Source organism: Methanosphaera sp. DEW79 (assembly GCF_003266085.1).
Taxonomy (GTDB): Archaea; Methanobacteriota; Methanobacteria; order Methanobacteriales; family Methanobacteriaceae; genus Methanosphaera; species Methanosphaera stadtmanae.
The window spans coordinates 1-15,689 of record NZ_MUZW01000037.1 but is presented as its reverse complement, the minus strand read 5'-3'; the positions used below and the strand labels follow the sequence as shown (position 1 = coordinate 15,689).

Here is a 15,689-nt window from a genome sequence, read left to right as displayed (position 1 = left end):
GTTATTGCTAGTTTTATTTCTCTTTTTTTCAGGTTTTTTTTCTTATTTTCAAAAAAAAACATAAACTATTAAACCATGGAAAATTGTGTATTTAATATAAAGTGGAATTGATGTTTCATTATATGTGAAATATGTTACAAAGTAACAGTAGATAGACAAGCACATGAAAGTGAATGTAATAGAACAAGTATTATATCTATAAAAGAAATCTTTTTCTTTTATTTATTTTTTCTAATGAAAAATTAGTCTTTCTTAAACAAAGAATAGTTTATATAATAAATCTATTTTTATAAGCCATCTTTTTTTCATGAATATTTTTATAATCTTGATATATATCATTTTTTAATATTATATATAATTATAGGAGGGTATTAAAATAAAAAGAAATATTAACAATAATTTAATATGTATTATATTAATTATATCGTATTTTTAATGATAAAATCAAAATATTAACTAGAATATATTTAATTACCAAAGTTATATAATTCTCATAAAAACTATTTTTTTAAAATAGTAAATACAAAATATCACATAAGGTGTAAAAAAAATGGATTTAATAAATAACTTAAAAAATGCTCTAAATAATAAAAAAGTTGAAAAAATACCAGCAATAAGTGCAACATCCATAGCAATATTTGATACTTTTAATACATCTGAAGTATCATGGCCTCAAGCACATTATGACCCTAAACAAATGACAAAACTAGGCTTATCCCTTTATAAACAAGCAAAACTAGAGAATGCAAGAATACCCTTTGATATGACAAGTGAAGCAGAAGCATTTGGTTGTAAAATAAGCTCTAATTCACACAGTCCACCATCAATAATAGAAAAAGCACCAATAGAATATCCTGAAAATCTAGACATACCCTCTGACTATACAAACAAAAAAAGATTAGCTGTTATTAGTGAATCTATAGAACTACTAAAAAATGAGTACCCTGAAGTACCAGTAATTGTTGGATTAGTTGGCCCATTTACACTAGCAGGACATATTATAGGAATAGAAAAACTAGTTAAAATGTTAAATACTGAAAGTTTTACAGTTGAAACAATACTTGATGTAGTGTTAGATGCCCAAATAGAACTAGCAAAAACATATACCAATGCAGGGGCTGATGTAATATGCATACCTGATGGTAGTGCATCACCAGATTTAATACAACCAGAATATTTTAGAGAATATGAAAAAGAAGCACTAAATGAGCTGGCAAAGAATATTAAATGTCAAAGTATTATCCATATGTGTGGACAATCAAGACCAATACTAGAAGATCTACTAGAAATTAACTTCAATGGACTATCCATAGAAGAATCAATAAATACTGGCGAAGCAAGAATGGTTAAAGAGGACCTATCTTCAGACACTGTTATTATTGGAAATATATCATCAACACAAACACTACTTAATAAAACAACAAATGAAGTAAAAGAAGAAGTAAAAGAAATACTAAAACATGGAACAGATATACTAGCACCAAGTTGTGGAATTGCACCAAAAACACCACTTGAAAATATCAAAGCATTTGTAGAAGCAAGAAATGAATATTACTTAGAAAAGAACTAATATTGAATGATAATTATGCTCCAATAAAATATAATGAAAGAACAAAAATTAAAAAAAGAAAGGAATAATTAATTTTGAAAATTAAATTTTTCCTTATTTACAAGTGGATATGTAATTAACTTATCAGTATCTAAATTTTCATTGTGCATATTAACAGCATTTATCTGAGAGTTTCCATATGTTCTATAATAATATATTCCACAACTTGTATTAACACAAGAGGAATATATTGTATATTCATATTTATCAGGACTTTCTATAAATGTACATCCATTTTGTTGTTCAACACTTGCTAGAATATGGAAAAATTGATTAACACTACTTTCCTCTGAATCATCAGATAATGAATTTGTAAGTGTAAATGCTAATTTAACAAAACGTGACATAGAGGATAAATCACCAGGAATACCCATACCCCCCATACCCCTACTATACACATCAAGATTATAATCTTTTAGAAAATCATTACTTGGTGTTTTATTAGATACTCTTCTATAATTATTTAAATTAAACATTTGCAAATCAAATGGTGGATTATTTGTTAGTATTCCTAGTGGATTATCATATACTTTTAATTCATCCTTTAAACATTCAACAGTAATTGAACTTTCACTATCTGATATAATCCAATGAAGTGGTGAAAGGGGAAGTTTATCACTATAATTTATATTAACAAGGTTAATATTTTCCAAAGCTTCTTTAACATCATCCACAGATTCATATTTACTAAGAATATATGGTATAAATTCAAATGGAGTGATATTTAATTTATTAGAATCATATTCATGATACTTTGTATATCCAGTGAAATTTAATCCAGCCATACTTAATCCTTTTTCATTCGTTGCATCATAATACAATGGATATTCATTAATACCTGCACTTATACCAATAATAGCATAGTGTGTTGTTGTTATATCATTTATCTTTCTAAATTTTAGAGGATAATTTCGTGGAGTTATCATAACTTGTTCATTATATGATATTTCATAGTCAAAGTTACGACCAAAATAATGATTTTTTGTTGTGTAATTTGCAGCAGAACACATAATAATCACCTACATACTATTTTTACTTTAAAAACTATTATTTATCTACATATGAAAAAATAGGGTTAAATACATTTAGACCATTTAAAATACAAATTCCTAAAAATCTAATATTGAATAACATATCCAAAGGAATCAATTTAATAAAAACCCACATTTTTCATATAATCTTCTATATACTACCTTATTTATATATAATTATCTTATAATTAGAACAAGCTTATATAATATTTAGAAATAAAAATAAATTAAACTTTTAATAAAAATTCATTGAATTAAATAAAACTTTTTGTAGAAAGTTTAAGAAAACTTTTATTATATAAACTATAGAGATAAGATAAAGTAGTAATATATACAAAAAAAATAAGGTAGAAATTATGCTATTAACATGTGAAGTTTGTAAAAAAGAATTTGATCATACAAATGCAGGAGAATGTGACTGTGGATATGATTGTGGTGGAGCATCTGTTAAATGTCCAGAATGTGGATTTGATGTTGATGTTCCAGAGGAATTGAAAGATGAAATAATAAAATTCCGTGAAGAAAATTCAGTTTTCACAAAAACAGAAAGATTACTTGAAAAAGAAGGATTGTTAGATAAAAAATAATTAATCCATAATATCTCCTTTTTTTGTTTTACTCCTAACATTAAATATAGAATTTATTCTATAGACAAAGAATTAAAAAAAAATCTAGTTATATAAATTTTTTAGATGAATATTTGCCTTTGAAGACTCATCTATCATTGTTCTAATTAATGAATCTATATCACACTCATACATATCTACAAAAGATAACTTACTTAATATACCATATACTTCTATAAGAGTTAATGTTTCTATAAATTCCCTAGTTTCCATATATCTTTCATAATTCTCATTAACTAACATATCTGTATACATGACATACTGCTTTAAATCATCTTTTTTATATTCATCAAAAACAACATGCTTTGCTGCTACCACACCTGCATATGTACCAGATTCTAATGCTCCAGAGAGTCCCTTCATTGTTAATGGATTTACAAATCCAGCAGAATTTCCACATAGAATTATATTATCAGCAACACGTTTTGGTATTATACCATTAGATGGTAGGATATGTGAAGTTTTACATATTATGTTTGAATCTCTAAGTTCATTATTAGACTTAATATAACTATCTAATATTTCTGTTATATTTGCATCATCTTTCATAGTAATTGATATTGATGCAGTGTTATTTTTTCCAGGTAAAATAGAGATTAGAGCATTATTTTCAATTTCATTAAATGAATATATTATGTTGTTTGTTTTAAGATGTGTATTTTCTAATTCATATTGAAGAATATGTTGAGTATCCATGTTTTTATAATCCATACCTACCTGTTTTATTAGATTATCATGATATCCACTTGCAATAATAAGTATTTTTGTAGTAATAGTATATTTTCCAGTACTATTTTCTGCCTCAACTACCACTTTATCCTTTATATGTGTAATTGTTTTAGCTTCTGTATCTATAATTTCCACATTCTCTTTTATATCATCACGTAAAGCTTTTATAAATTTATTTTTATCTATAATATATGCCTCTTCAGGTTGAACAGTTGTAGTATTATCCAGTACTAATTTTTCATCCATAGCCTCTAATATAAATCCATTTGTCTGATTTACTATCCATGAATCATCTTCTTTTATTCCTATTTGACGAAGTGAAGTTTTTGTAATATATTCATTATGTGTGTCTGTGTTATCTTTATCAAGTAATACTACTTTATTATTATTAAAACAGCCCTCTTTTGCTGCAAGTAATCCAGATGGTCCTCCACCTACTATTAATATATCTGTTATAATTTCCATTATATCACTATTGTTAGATATGTAACTACTTATTAAATAGATTTATCTAAAGATAAATACTTTTAAATTGGCTTTGTAGAAATCCTATCTTTTTTAAAATTTTTTATTGTTTTATCAATATTGTAAAATGTATTTTTTAATTATGTTTCTTTTATTTGTAATTTTCTACTTCTACTTGTATTTATTCCACCAAATAGTCTTTTTTCTACACTATTTACACATTCTACTTGATTTCTATAATTATATATCTTTTGCCAGAATATTGCTCTATATTTTGTTCTGTATTTTCCTGTTTTTTGGTGTTTCTTCGTTTGTGGTATTGCTGTTGTTTCTTCGATTATAGTCTTTTTTATTTTTTCTGTATCGTATGCTTTATCTGCAAGTATGTATTTTGGTTTATATTCTTTTATACTTCTTAGCTGATATTGCAAACACTGTATCGAATCATGGACCTTTTTTAACACTTTGGTGTCTTATTAGCATGTATTCTAAGTCTATTGTTATATGATTTTTCATATAACTTTTTCGTGGTTTTTTCATTCTATTCTTGTAATATATATCTGAATAAATATTAGTGTATCCAGTTCCAATTAATCATACCCCTCTCTTAGAATTCATCACCTTTCAAGAATTCTAGGATATTTCTATGTTTAATTCCATCCCTGGACATGTCATGTTCATCCATACTGAAAATATATTTATCATAATGATTTCTCAACCTTAATAACGGAATCATTTCTCTTTCCAATGTATCCTGATCTGCTACTGTATATGATACTTGGATATAACATTCAAATCCATCTTTTCGACAAAAGAAATCAATCTCTTTATCATAAATTTTACCAATCTTTATTTCATACCCCCGTCTTAATAATTCAATGTAGACAATATTCTCCAGAACATGTGTTTGTTTAAGCCAGTTACTTTCAATTAATGTATGATGAAATCCATGATCCATAAGATAATATTTTTGTTGAGTTTTAAGAATCTTTTTACCAATCAAATCTTCCCTTCTAATCTTAGAAATGAAGAAAGCATTTTCAAGATAATTAGTAAAATTAAGAATAGTATTACGACTGGTTTCTTCAACCTCATTTTTAAGATAACTTGTAATACTTTTTGAAGAAAAAGTTTCACCCATAGTATTCATAATATAATTACTAAAACGTTTAAATAAATCAGCTTTCCTGATAGGATACCTACCCAGAATATCATTATAAACTATAGATGCATAAATATCATTTAATGCTTCACGTTTAGCTATACTACTACTTAATTCTAAAAGTCCAGGCATACCACCAAATTCCAAGTACTCATCAAACAATTGTCGTTCAATATTGTCTGTTATTTCAATATTATCCACCTTTTCTTTATATTCAAGCACTTCCTTAAAACTAAATGGATAAACATTAATCTGAATATATCTACCAGACAATAATGTAGCATACTCACCAGATAATAACATGGAATTAGAACCAGTAATATAAATATCACAACTAAAATCAGCATGTAAACCATTAATACTCTTCTCCCAACCATCAACCAACTGGATTTCATCAAACAATAAATAAACTTTACCCTCAACATTACCAATCAAATCAAGAATTAAATCATTTAAACTAACTGAATCAGTAATATTCTGATACTTCAAGGACTCAAAAGAAATATAAAAAATATTATCCTCACTTATTCCACGATTCTTTAATTCATCAACAACACTAAATAATAAAGTTGTTTTACCAGACCTGCGAATACCTGTGAAAATCTTAATAAAACTAGTATCTATAAACTCATTAATAATCTTAAAATAGGATTCTCTTCTAATCATGACATCACATCCTAAAATGCAAGTAACTTAATCTATAATAATTTATGTTAAATAATATTTATAAATTTGTTGAATATAAGAATATTTTAAAAAAATAATTTATAATTTGTTAAGTATAAACAACAAAGAATAAGAAAAATCTTAAAAAATAACCTACACTAAACTAAAAAAGAATATTGAAAAAAAACTATAAAAGACAAATAAGTATTTGTAGAATAGATGTTTTCGATTTTCATAATAATATCTATTCTATTTTCTAATATTAATACTTATTTTATCTCATATTACTATTTTAAATTTTATTAATACTTAAATTTTTAATTAAGTTCCATTTAAAGTGTAAAATCCAATTTTACAGTATAATAATCTTAAAAATTATACTACAAATATTGCTTTTCTACAAAGCCTTTAAATTAATAAAATCAAATATAATACTAAGTGATAATTGATGACATTTGAAAATATGAAAATTAATGATATTCTTAATAGTGATTCTTATTCTAAAAAAAGTTTATTAGAATCTTTAATGAAAAGAATTACTAAATTAACATGTGAAATAACAGAAGAAATCAAGGATGATTCTGTTAAATATTATGTTAAAAATATGGAATTTGCAAAATTAGTTCCAGAAGAGGATTATGTTCAAGTTATAATTGAATTACCATATGATAGAATTATTGATCTTGCACATAAATGTGATGTTAACTACTTCAATGGTAGAGATGGTGTTGATATTGTATCATTTAATGTATGTGGTAATGTTGATGTTGAGTATGGTGTTAGTATTGCAAAACAATCATTCACCTACAGAAAAAGACTTAAATTATAAAATTGGATGAATAATATGAATAAAGTAAATGATTTAGTTAATAAAATTAAGGAATCTGAATTAGAAAAAGAAAAGAAGAAGGAAGAATCTTCTAAAAAGGAAGAATAACTCTCCTTTTCTATACAAATTTTTTTTAAGGAATTTTTTTATCATACTAATCTGAAAAATATGTAATATTAGATTATAAGTGAATTCAAATCAATATTCAAAGATGAAGATAAGAGTTATTAAAGATACATTAAAATTATTGAGATTTAAGATTTTTGTATCCATAAATCATATTCTTCTAGATTTTTTCTCAAACATTCTCATTCACCAATAAACAACAATTCTTCAGATTTTTTATTCTTAGATAAAGCATATTTATAATTACCATATTTTTTAATTTTCACATTAGTTTTATATTGACAAATAAGTTCTTTAAGTTCACTTTCAGAAGGTATACCATCACTACGATATGAAACCACCAATATACTATCTTGAAATTTATTAAATAATTTATCAAATTCTTTATAAATTAATTTTTTATCATTCCAAACATTTTTTTTAGGGATTAAACGATTATGTTTTGATTTATAATCTATGTTTTTTTCCCAATTATCATAAATTAATAAACCTTCTAAAAAATGATAAAATCCATAATAATCAACTGTTGAACCTTTTTCAGAAATATAAGGAGTATCAATATATACTAAATCAAACTTAGACTCATTATCTATATTAATTGCATTTAAATTTAATGATTTATTTAGTTTATTATTATTAAAAATACTATGATTAGCTTCTTTAACAAATTTTAAAAACCAATCAACAAATGATGTGTCCCATGTTTTTTTATTTCCAAATGATCTTTTAACATTTGAAGTTCGCATATACAAGTTTTTTCTATGAAATAAGTTATAGGGTCTTTTTATAATACAAGATTGGGAAAGTGCAAAAAATGCAATTGCATATTCAAATTCATTATCCAGGTAATTCATATTTGTTATAACCATATCTAATCATTTATTTTCATCATCAGTAAAATATGTATCTTTAAAATTGTCTTGTATTATTGTTTTATATTCAATATCATCATGTGGATTTAAAATAAAATTAACTGATTCATTACGTAATTTCATATCATTATTTTCAATTAAAGCTTTACCAAACTGGTAATTAAATTTTAATATATCATTATATGTCACTTCTTTACCTATTTTTTTATAAGAATAAGAAACAGAACCTGTACCTCCGAAAGCATCTAAAACTGTTTCATATGAATAATTTTTAGTTTCATTTATTATCCAATCAACGAGTTTTAATTTACTACCTTGATATCTTGTAGAAGGAAATTTGAAAGAATCAAAATTATTTTGAGATTTGAAATCTTGATTATTATAATTAAATAACGTGCTTTGCATATCCATCTATACTCCTTAAAAAATTTAACTATGATATTTTTTATCAAAGAAATTAAAAGTTAATTATAATTTATATTCTAACTATTTTTTTTAAATTTACTAATATATAACTATCAGAAATATAGGCATATTTTTTGAATTTTAAAAGTTTTCAATAAAAAAATAGAAATAGATTTTTAAATAGTTTATAAAATAAGTATATTTAAGAATTATCAACATTAAACAGAGTATTAAGTTAAAATAAGGGAATTGTATCCTTTAATATATTCAAATATTTTAACTATGTATTTTAGTGTTGTTCCAACTAGTATTGCAGATATTATAGTTCCAAGTCCAACACTTCCTAGTGTATGTGTCATTATTATACATGTTATTAGTGATACTATTACCATTGCTGAATCAAAATATACTTTTATTTTTGAGAATGGTTTTTTTTGTTAAAATAGCTATTGCTTGCATTGCACCTTCTCCTGCTAGTGGTATTATATTTGGTGGTAAATAAAGAAAGATTCCAAATGCTATTGCTATAATACTGATTATTAGATAGATTAGTGATATTAGTAGAGTATTTGAGTTGGGTATGAATGACATTAGATATACTGAAAAACTTGTGAAGTATCCAAATATAATTCCCACAATTACTTGTGTAAGATTTTTTATTTCAAATGATTTTCTAAGGAGTATTATTTGTAATATAACTAAAAAACAGTGAAAGATTGTTGTTGCCAGCCCTATTTCCCATGCCACACTACTGTTAATGTGTAGGGAATGGTACTTACTGGTGAAACTCCTAGATTTGATTTTATTGAAAAGGCTATGCCTATTGTCATTATAAATAAGCCTGTTAAGTAGTTTAATAATCTATTTCTAAATTTCAATGAGTATCATTTCTATAAATTATTTAAATATCTATATAAATAGTTTTCTAAAAAGAAAGAATTGTTAGCGCCGTCGACAGGACTTGAACCTGTGACCAATCGGTTAACAGCCGAACGCTCTACCTACTGAGCCACGACGGCATATATACTACAATTCTATATTATTGTCTATTTGTTTTAGTATATAAATGTTTGCTTTATATTTTTTCAAGATTTGTTTATTTTTCAAAATATTTAAAAAAAAAGTTATAGTGTTTTACTTTTTTATTAGTAGTAATTTAACTTATTTTAAGTATCTTTCTTAATTAAATAATACTATTATAAAAAATATATTTATAACTTTTTTTCATTTATTTGAGTGGAATTCATATATTTTGTTCCACTTAATCATATGTTTAATATGTTATAAATAGTTTTAGAAGTTATTTTCTTAAACAATGTTTAAGTAATAAAATTAGTCTTATAAAAAAAGTCTATTGTAATGGAGATTAGTTTTGTTTACTAAAAAAAATGTATTTATAATGTGTATTTTAACATCATTTTCTTTAAAAATCTTTTTGTTACAACCATATTATTCACCCTTTTATAAATTATTTCACATACTTAATGTTCACTATTTATAGTATGTGTACTATATTATTTATAGTTTTAAATTGGATTTATGTAAACAATGTTTAAATAATTAAATTTAAAATAGATATTTTATTATTTTTACTAATAATTGAACTTGAAAATAAAAATTCTTATAATATGTAGATATATTCATAATATTTATGCTTATTTAAAATTAGAAATAGTAATATATATAAAAAAATAAAAAACGGAGTATAGAAATGCGAGAAAAGAATGTATTAATCATTGTAATTGCCATTATACTTCTATGTGTCATTGGTATTGGAGCATATGTTTCAATACAACCTAATTATAAGAATATAACCATGAGTCAAATGACACTAGAGGTACCAGAGAGTAATGTTATAGTAACTAATTGTAGTGAAAACTATAACATATACAATGATACTAAAAATAATTTAACAATAAGATCATGGTCAGCTAAAATAGCAAATGATCCATTAGATACAAATGCATCAGAGGAAATAGGTTTACAAGCTGGAGAAAATTTTGGAGTCAACACCACATACAACAACATATCAGTATTTAATAAAAGTGGAACATACACCTACTTTGATATTGATATGGAAAAATGTTGTATGATTGTAATTACAGGTAATAATGTTGATGATGTAGTACATGCTGCTAAAACAATAAATAAATCCAGTGTAGTGCTTTTTGATGGAAGTAGTACTATGAGTGAATCTTTGAGTAAGATTTTAAATGCATCTAATTTAATAACACCTACGGCTTCAAATCCACCAAGTAGTGTGTCAACAGGTAGTNATCTTCTACAGATTCTAGTAGTCATTCACATACCCATTCGTCTGATTATGAGGGTGATGTAATTTATTCACCTAATGATATTAACACAGCACATACACCACAGGATGTTAAACAAAGAATGTTTGATGAATCTGATAGTAATGGTGATGGTATATTAACTGGAAGTGAAATTGATTCAATGGATTATAAATTACATAATAGCCCTTATGCATATAGAGGTCCATATGGATAAAAATAGAATATTAATCTCTCCTTATCTTTTTTTTGGAAAAATAGTTTTTAGATAAGTTATAGAAAATTTATAAAAAAGAGTAATTTGTTTTTATAATGTGTATTTTAACATCATTTTTCTTAAGAATTTTTTTGTTACTACCATATCTTTCACCTACATTAAAGTTATTATATTAATGTTTACTAATTATAGTATATACCCCATATTACTTATAGTTTTAAATGGGATTTATATAAACAATGTTTAATATTATGGATTATATATGTATTTTTTTCTTATTTATAATAGTATATTTCATTTAGTTTGAAATATTATTATTTTCTAGTTTTTTTTTTGAAAATATAATATGGAGAAAATAACATGATTTAGGTGTTATTTTCAATTTATATTAAGAGATATTTAGACATCATTTTTTTAATGAAACATTTCTTTAATGTGGATTTCATTTTTTTTCACCTTCATAATAATGATTATATTTTTTATAATATTTTTTAATTATTTTATTTTATCTTTCACATATAATAATATATACATAGTATTATTTATAGTTTTAAAAGGAATTTACATATACATTGTTTAATATTTAAAGATTTATTTTATATGTTTTAGAAATAATTTATAAAAAAATAATATATGTTATACAAAACAATAAACTTTATAATAAAATAGCGAATAATTAATAATAATTTTTTAAAAAAAATAAAAAAAGTAGATAAAAAAATAATATTTAATATATATTTTTTGTTTCTTTTTGAATATTATAACTAATATCCATTGCATTAATTGTTATCTTCTGAAGAAGAGGTATAATATCACCATCAATATCATCCATAACAAGTTCATTCCATTCTTTTTCTAAATTACTTATTTCATCAAGAATAGATAATCCCTTCTGTGTAAATGTCATATCATATGGTAATCCATTATCACATTCATATTCTAATTTAATAATATCTTTTTTCTCTAATTTTTTATATCTTTTTAGGAAAATCTCTTGATGTAGTTGGAAATGTTTAGATTCTTTATCTATTTCTTGATATTTAGCTATTCTTACTTTTTTATGATGTGGTTTCGTATGTTTTTGAATATCTGATAATAATGATATCTCCCTTTTATGTAGATGAATACTTAGATTTTTCTTTACATAAGCAATTTTTGAATTGTATAATATTGTAACTAATACACTGAGGTTGTCTACACTTTCTATTACTTTTTTATGTGGATGATTAGTTTTCATATATATATCTCACCTTTATATTTTCATATTTTTACTAAATACTTGTAGTATTTAATTTAGTTATTGTATTATTTAAGTATTTAGTATTCAAGGTAATCTTTTCTAGAAAGGTATGTTAAATATTCTTGCTGATAATTCTGTTTTAGTAAAGTAGCTACTTCTTTTTTAATAGTACCAACATCATCTTCACCTAATATTTTAATAAGAACATTAAATTCAACTTCATTATCTTTTATTTGAGAATCTATTATTTCCTGCCAAAGTTCATCTTCTTCATGTAATATTTTTAATTTAAATTTTTCTAATTCTAATAACAAAGCTCCTTCAAGTTGAGACAAAGGTTCTATTAAAATACTACCACCACATACACCATAATCTTCAATATTAAGCACTAAATCTGTTACTCTATAGATTAATATTTTTAATTCATCCTCATCTAAATATATTTTATCATCCAATACATCCTCAATATAATAATAAAAATCTATAAGATCATCAATATTTTCTTCATTGTGTCTAAATAATATGCGAATTGTAAATAATGTTTTTTGAAGATAATGATTTACTTTTTTAGAAAGATTTTTATTTTCTAGGGATTTAATATCATCTATATCTAATATTTCTAATTTCTTTGTTTTATGACTCATTAAACTACATTCCTTAATTATATAAATATATTATTTTCTATTTAACATGATATATTAACTTTAGAAATATTACTAAAAGAAGTCAACACATTTAACTAAATATAACTTTAACTATATGAAAAAAGAATTATTCTTGATATGAAAATAAGTTTAATAGAAACTTCATATCATACTAGGATATTCTATATATTATTCATAGATAAAACTCTTTTTTTAAAAAAAAAATCATACTATTTAAATAGTTTAATAAATATAAATTAATTCATATAAATTTATTTAGAATAAAATTTATTATAAAAAAAATAATGGAAGTTATAATATGACAAAGAAAAATATTCTACATATTTTTCTAATATCATTACTCATACTACTTAGCTTGTCTATTGTCAATGCAACAGAAACAAACACTCAAACTAAAAACATGGAAACACATACTATTACAACACAAGAGAGTCCCATTCAACAAAGTACAGATGATATACAATCACAACAGATAAATAACCCTAAGATAAAAAAAACCATTGAAACAACATCTAATCAACTAACAGAAACTTCAAAAAATAATCATTCCACAAAAAATCTTAAAAGCAAAAACAGTTATATAATAAACAATACAAACTACGATGACTACTTTGATGAAGATGGATTTGTACTAGATAATACATTATCCCATTCAACAGTAACATTAACTGGAGAATTCAAAAATAAGACATTCTACATAGACACAGTACCATTCAATATAACAGGAAAAAATGCTCTACTACATGATTCAACAATTAATATACAACTACCATCAATAAAAATCAGTAACATAACATTTAACAACACAAATAAAAACAGTGCAATAGTTATAGAAAAAGAAAATACAATAATAGAAAATTGTAACATAACATACAATACAACAAACGATGTTAAAGCAATATACATAACAGGTAACAATTCAACTATAATAAATAACAATATACATGTTGGAGGACCATCAGATGAAATTGACTGGTACTCTGATCCAGATCTTGCAAGAACACTATCCATAGCAATAACATCAAACAACAATAAAGTACTCTACAATAACATAACAACATATTCTACAATATCAAAAATACCTTATGGAGCAATAGAATCAATAACAATACAAGGAGCCATACATGGAGATAAGGCAGAAAATAACACTGTTGAATATAACAATATAATAACAACAGGACATGATTATGTATATGGAATTAATTTAGGTCAGAATATTAACAATAATAAAATAAATTACAACAACATTACAAGTCATGGATTAGCATTTGCTGATAGTATTCAAATATTTTCTGCAGCAAGTAACATTCAAATTACATACAACAACATAAGTAGTATTTCACAAAATATATCTGATGGAATTGCAATTTCAAAGGATAATATGGTGGGTGAAACTAGAAATAATACCATACTATTTAATAGAATAGAAGTAGATGGAAATTATTCAACAGCAATGGATATTGGAAATATTAAAGATTCACAAATAAATCATAATAAAATAAGTATAACAGGACAAAATATCAATGGAATTATAATAATAAATGGAAAAAACAACACAATACATAAAAATAACATAAAATTAAATTCACTAAAAAATGAGGATGTGGGAATACTACTTAAAGAGTCCACAGATAATCAAATAACAACAAATATGATACTAACAAATACAACACATACTATAACACTCCTTGGATCAAATAATAACACAATAGTAAACAATACATTAATATCTAAAAGAAAAGCTGGAGATATTTCTATAAACACGACAAATACCATAAATACATTAGATAATAATAACCACTTTAAAACAAGAATTTTACTTAATAATATAACAACATATAGAGATATGAAAGTAAATCTTACATGTCAAGTACTAGATGAAACTAATAAAACAGTACATGGAGGAAAAGTTGTACTTAAAATAAATGGTAAAACTCTAAAAGATGATAATGGTAATATAATATACCTAAGAGTAGAAAATGGAGTAGCACAATTATCTAACTACACAATACCAGAAAATTGGAGAAAATCAGAATATACATTAACAGCAGTATATGGTGGATATCAACATTATCTATCAAATACAAATAATTCAACAATAACATTACTTAAAGAGAATGTAACACTAACATACACATCTCAAACTACATTCAAATCAAATGAAACAATAAAATTATCAGTAAATGTAACACATGACAATAAAACTGTAAATACAGGACATGTTATATTTAAAATAAATAAAAAAACATTGAAAGATCCATCTGGAAACATAATATATGCAACAGTAGAAAATGGAATAGCTACTATAACATACACTCTACCACCTATGAGTTCAAAGATATATAATCTAACAGTAGTATATGGTGATAGTATATATGAAAGATGTGAATTAAATAGTAAGATTACTATAGTAAATTAAATAAAAAAATAGTTTTCTTACAAGTTATTTTTTTTGTATAAAAAAAGGAGAACATGATTTATGAAAATTAAAAATATAAAAATAAAATTTAATGAAGGACACCTTGAACATGTAAACATAGTATATAATAAAAAAATAAATAAAAAACAAATTAAAACATCACCACGTATAATAAGTGCAGGTGTTGATAAAGAAAATAAAACTGAAAAAATAGAATTAATCTCCCCAAAAATAGATGATGAATTAGATATTTTACTAGAAAATATTATATTAGAGTAATATCATCTTTAATAAATACTTTTTTTGTATATTTTTTGAGTAAATAATTGTTATATTA

The 15,689-nt window shown here is 23.9% G+C and carries 15 protein-coding genes and 1 tRNA gene; 5 read left to right on the top strand and 11 right to left on the bottom strand.

Annotated features, from left to right (window positions below; translation table 11 throughout):
• Positions 1-550 precede the first annotated feature (550 nt).
• Positions 551-1,570 (top strand): MtaA/CmuA family methyltransferase, encoded by a 1,020-nt coding sequence (locus BZ132_RS03735; protein WP_286940529.1) that lies wholly within the window; start codon positions 551-553, stop codon positions 1,568-1,570.
• Between the two features lie 68 nt (positions 1,571-1,638).
• Here BZ132_RS03735 and bsh read toward each other — a convergent pair whose 3' ends face one another.
• Positions 1,639-2,619, bottom strand: coding sequence for a choloylglycine hydrolase (bsh, locus tag BZ132_RS03730; RefSeq protein ID WP_286940528.1), 981 nt, complete (start codon positions 2,617-2,619; stop codon positions 1,639-1,641).
• A gap of 377 nt (positions 2,620-2,996) precedes the next feature.
• Between bsh and BZ132_RS03725 the strand changes: the two genes are divergently transcribed.
• Positions 2,997-3,227 (top strand): hypothetical protein, encoded by a 231-nt coding sequence (locus BZ132_RS03725; RefSeq protein WP_011406352.1) that lies wholly within the window; start codon positions 2,997-2,999, stop codon positions 3,225-3,227.
• An 84-nt stretch (positions 3,228-3,311) separates the two neighbouring features.
• On the opposite strand, the gene BZ132_RS03720 is transcribed toward BZ132_RS03725, so the two are convergent.
• The 3 genes from BZ132_RS03720 to BZ132_RS03710 all read right to left on the bottom strand — a co-directional run bounded on the left by BZ132_RS03720 (position 3,312) and on the right by BZ132_RS03710 (position 6,288).
• A complete protein-coding gene (locus BZ132_RS03720; protein ID WP_286940527.1) occupies positions 3,312-4,460 on the bottom strand; it encodes an NAD(P)/FAD-dependent oxidoreductase in 1,149 nt (382 codons plus the stop codon).
• Between the two features lie 140 nt (positions 4,461-4,600).
• A complete protein-coding gene (locus BZ132_RS03715; protein WP_181454835.1) occupies positions 4,601-4,891 on the bottom strand; it encodes a transposase in 291 nt (96 codons plus the stop codon).
• A 176-nt stretch (positions 4,892-5,067) separates the two neighbouring features.
• Complete coding sequence (locus BZ132_RS03710; RefSeq protein WP_286940525.1) at positions 5,068-6,288, bottom strand: ATP-binding protein; 1,221 nt, start codon at positions 6,286-6,288, stop codon at positions 5,068-5,070.
• Between the two features lie 448 nt (positions 6,289-6,736).
• Between BZ132_RS03710 and BZ132_RS03705 the strand changes: the two genes are divergently transcribed.
• On the top strand, positions 6,737-7,117 hold the full coding sequence (locus BZ132_RS03705) for a hypothetical protein (protein WP_011406349.1): 381 nt from the start codon (positions 6,737-6,739) through the stop codon (positions 7,115-7,117).
• Positions 7,118-7,425: 308 nt separating this feature from the next.
• On the opposite strand, the gene BZ132_RS03700 is transcribed toward BZ132_RS03705, so the two are convergent.
• The 7 genes from BZ132_RS03700 to BZ132_RS03670 all read right to left on the bottom strand — a co-directional run bounded on the left by BZ132_RS03700 (position 7,426) and on the right by BZ132_RS03670 (position 12,912).
• Positions 7,426-8,097 (bottom strand): hypothetical protein, encoded by a 672-nt coding sequence (locus tag BZ132_RS03700; RefSeq protein ID WP_286940524.1) that lies wholly within the window; start codon positions 8,095-8,097, stop codon positions 7,426-7,428.
• Positions 8,098-8,118: 21 nt separating this feature from the next.
• Positions 8,119-8,526 carry a DNA adenine methylase gene (locus tag BZ132_RS03695; protein WP_286940523.1) on the bottom strand — a complete coding sequence of 136 codons (408 nt, stop codon included), beginning with the start codon at positions 8,524-8,526 and terminating at the stop codon, positions 8,119-8,121.
• Positions 8,527-8,750: 224 nt separating this feature from the next.
• A complete protein-coding gene (locus tag BZ132_RS03690) occupies positions 8,751-8,912 on the bottom strand; it encodes a hypothetical protein (RefSeq protein ID WP_286940522.1) in 162 nt (53 codons plus the stop codon).
• 7 nt (positions 8,913-8,919) lie between these two features.
• Complete coding sequence (locus BZ132_RS03685) at positions 8,920-9,267, bottom strand: hypothetical protein (RefSeq protein WP_286940521.1); 348 nt, start codon at positions 9,265-9,267, stop codon at positions 8,920-8,922.
• A gap of 199 nt (positions 9,268-9,466) precedes the next feature.
• A tRNA-Asn gene (locus BZ132_RS03680) sits at positions 9,467-9,539 on the bottom strand.
• A gap of 2,216 nt (positions 9,540-11,755) precedes the next feature.
• Positions 11,756-12,265 carry a hypothetical protein gene (locus BZ132_RS03675; protein ID WP_011406343.1) on the bottom strand — a complete coding sequence of 170 codons (510 nt, stop codon included), beginning with the start codon at positions 12,263-12,265 and terminating at the stop codon, positions 11,756-11,758.
• A gap of 80 nt (positions 12,266-12,345) precedes the next feature.
• Positions 12,346-12,912: a hypothetical protein gene (locus BZ132_RS03670; protein ID WP_011406342.1), complete on the bottom strand. Its 567-nt coding sequence runs from the start codon at positions 12,910-12,912 to the stop codon at positions 12,346-12,348.
• A 319-nt stretch (positions 12,913-13,231) separates the two neighbouring features.
• Between BZ132_RS03670 and BZ132_RS03665 the strand changes: the two genes are divergently transcribed.
• Positions 13,232-15,352 (top strand): hypothetical protein, encoded by a 2,121-nt coding sequence (locus BZ132_RS03665; RefSeq protein ID WP_112149493.1) that lies wholly within the window; start codon positions 13,232-13,234, stop codon positions 15,350-15,352.
• 60 nt (positions 15,353-15,412) lie between these two features.
• The gene (locus BZ132_RS03660) at positions 15,413-15,631 is read left to right on the top strand and encodes a hypothetical protein (protein ID WP_112149492.1); all 219 of its coding nucleotides are present in this window, start codon (positions 15,413-15,415) and stop codon (positions 15,629-15,631) included.
• Positions 15,632-15,689: the final 58 nt, after the last annotated feature.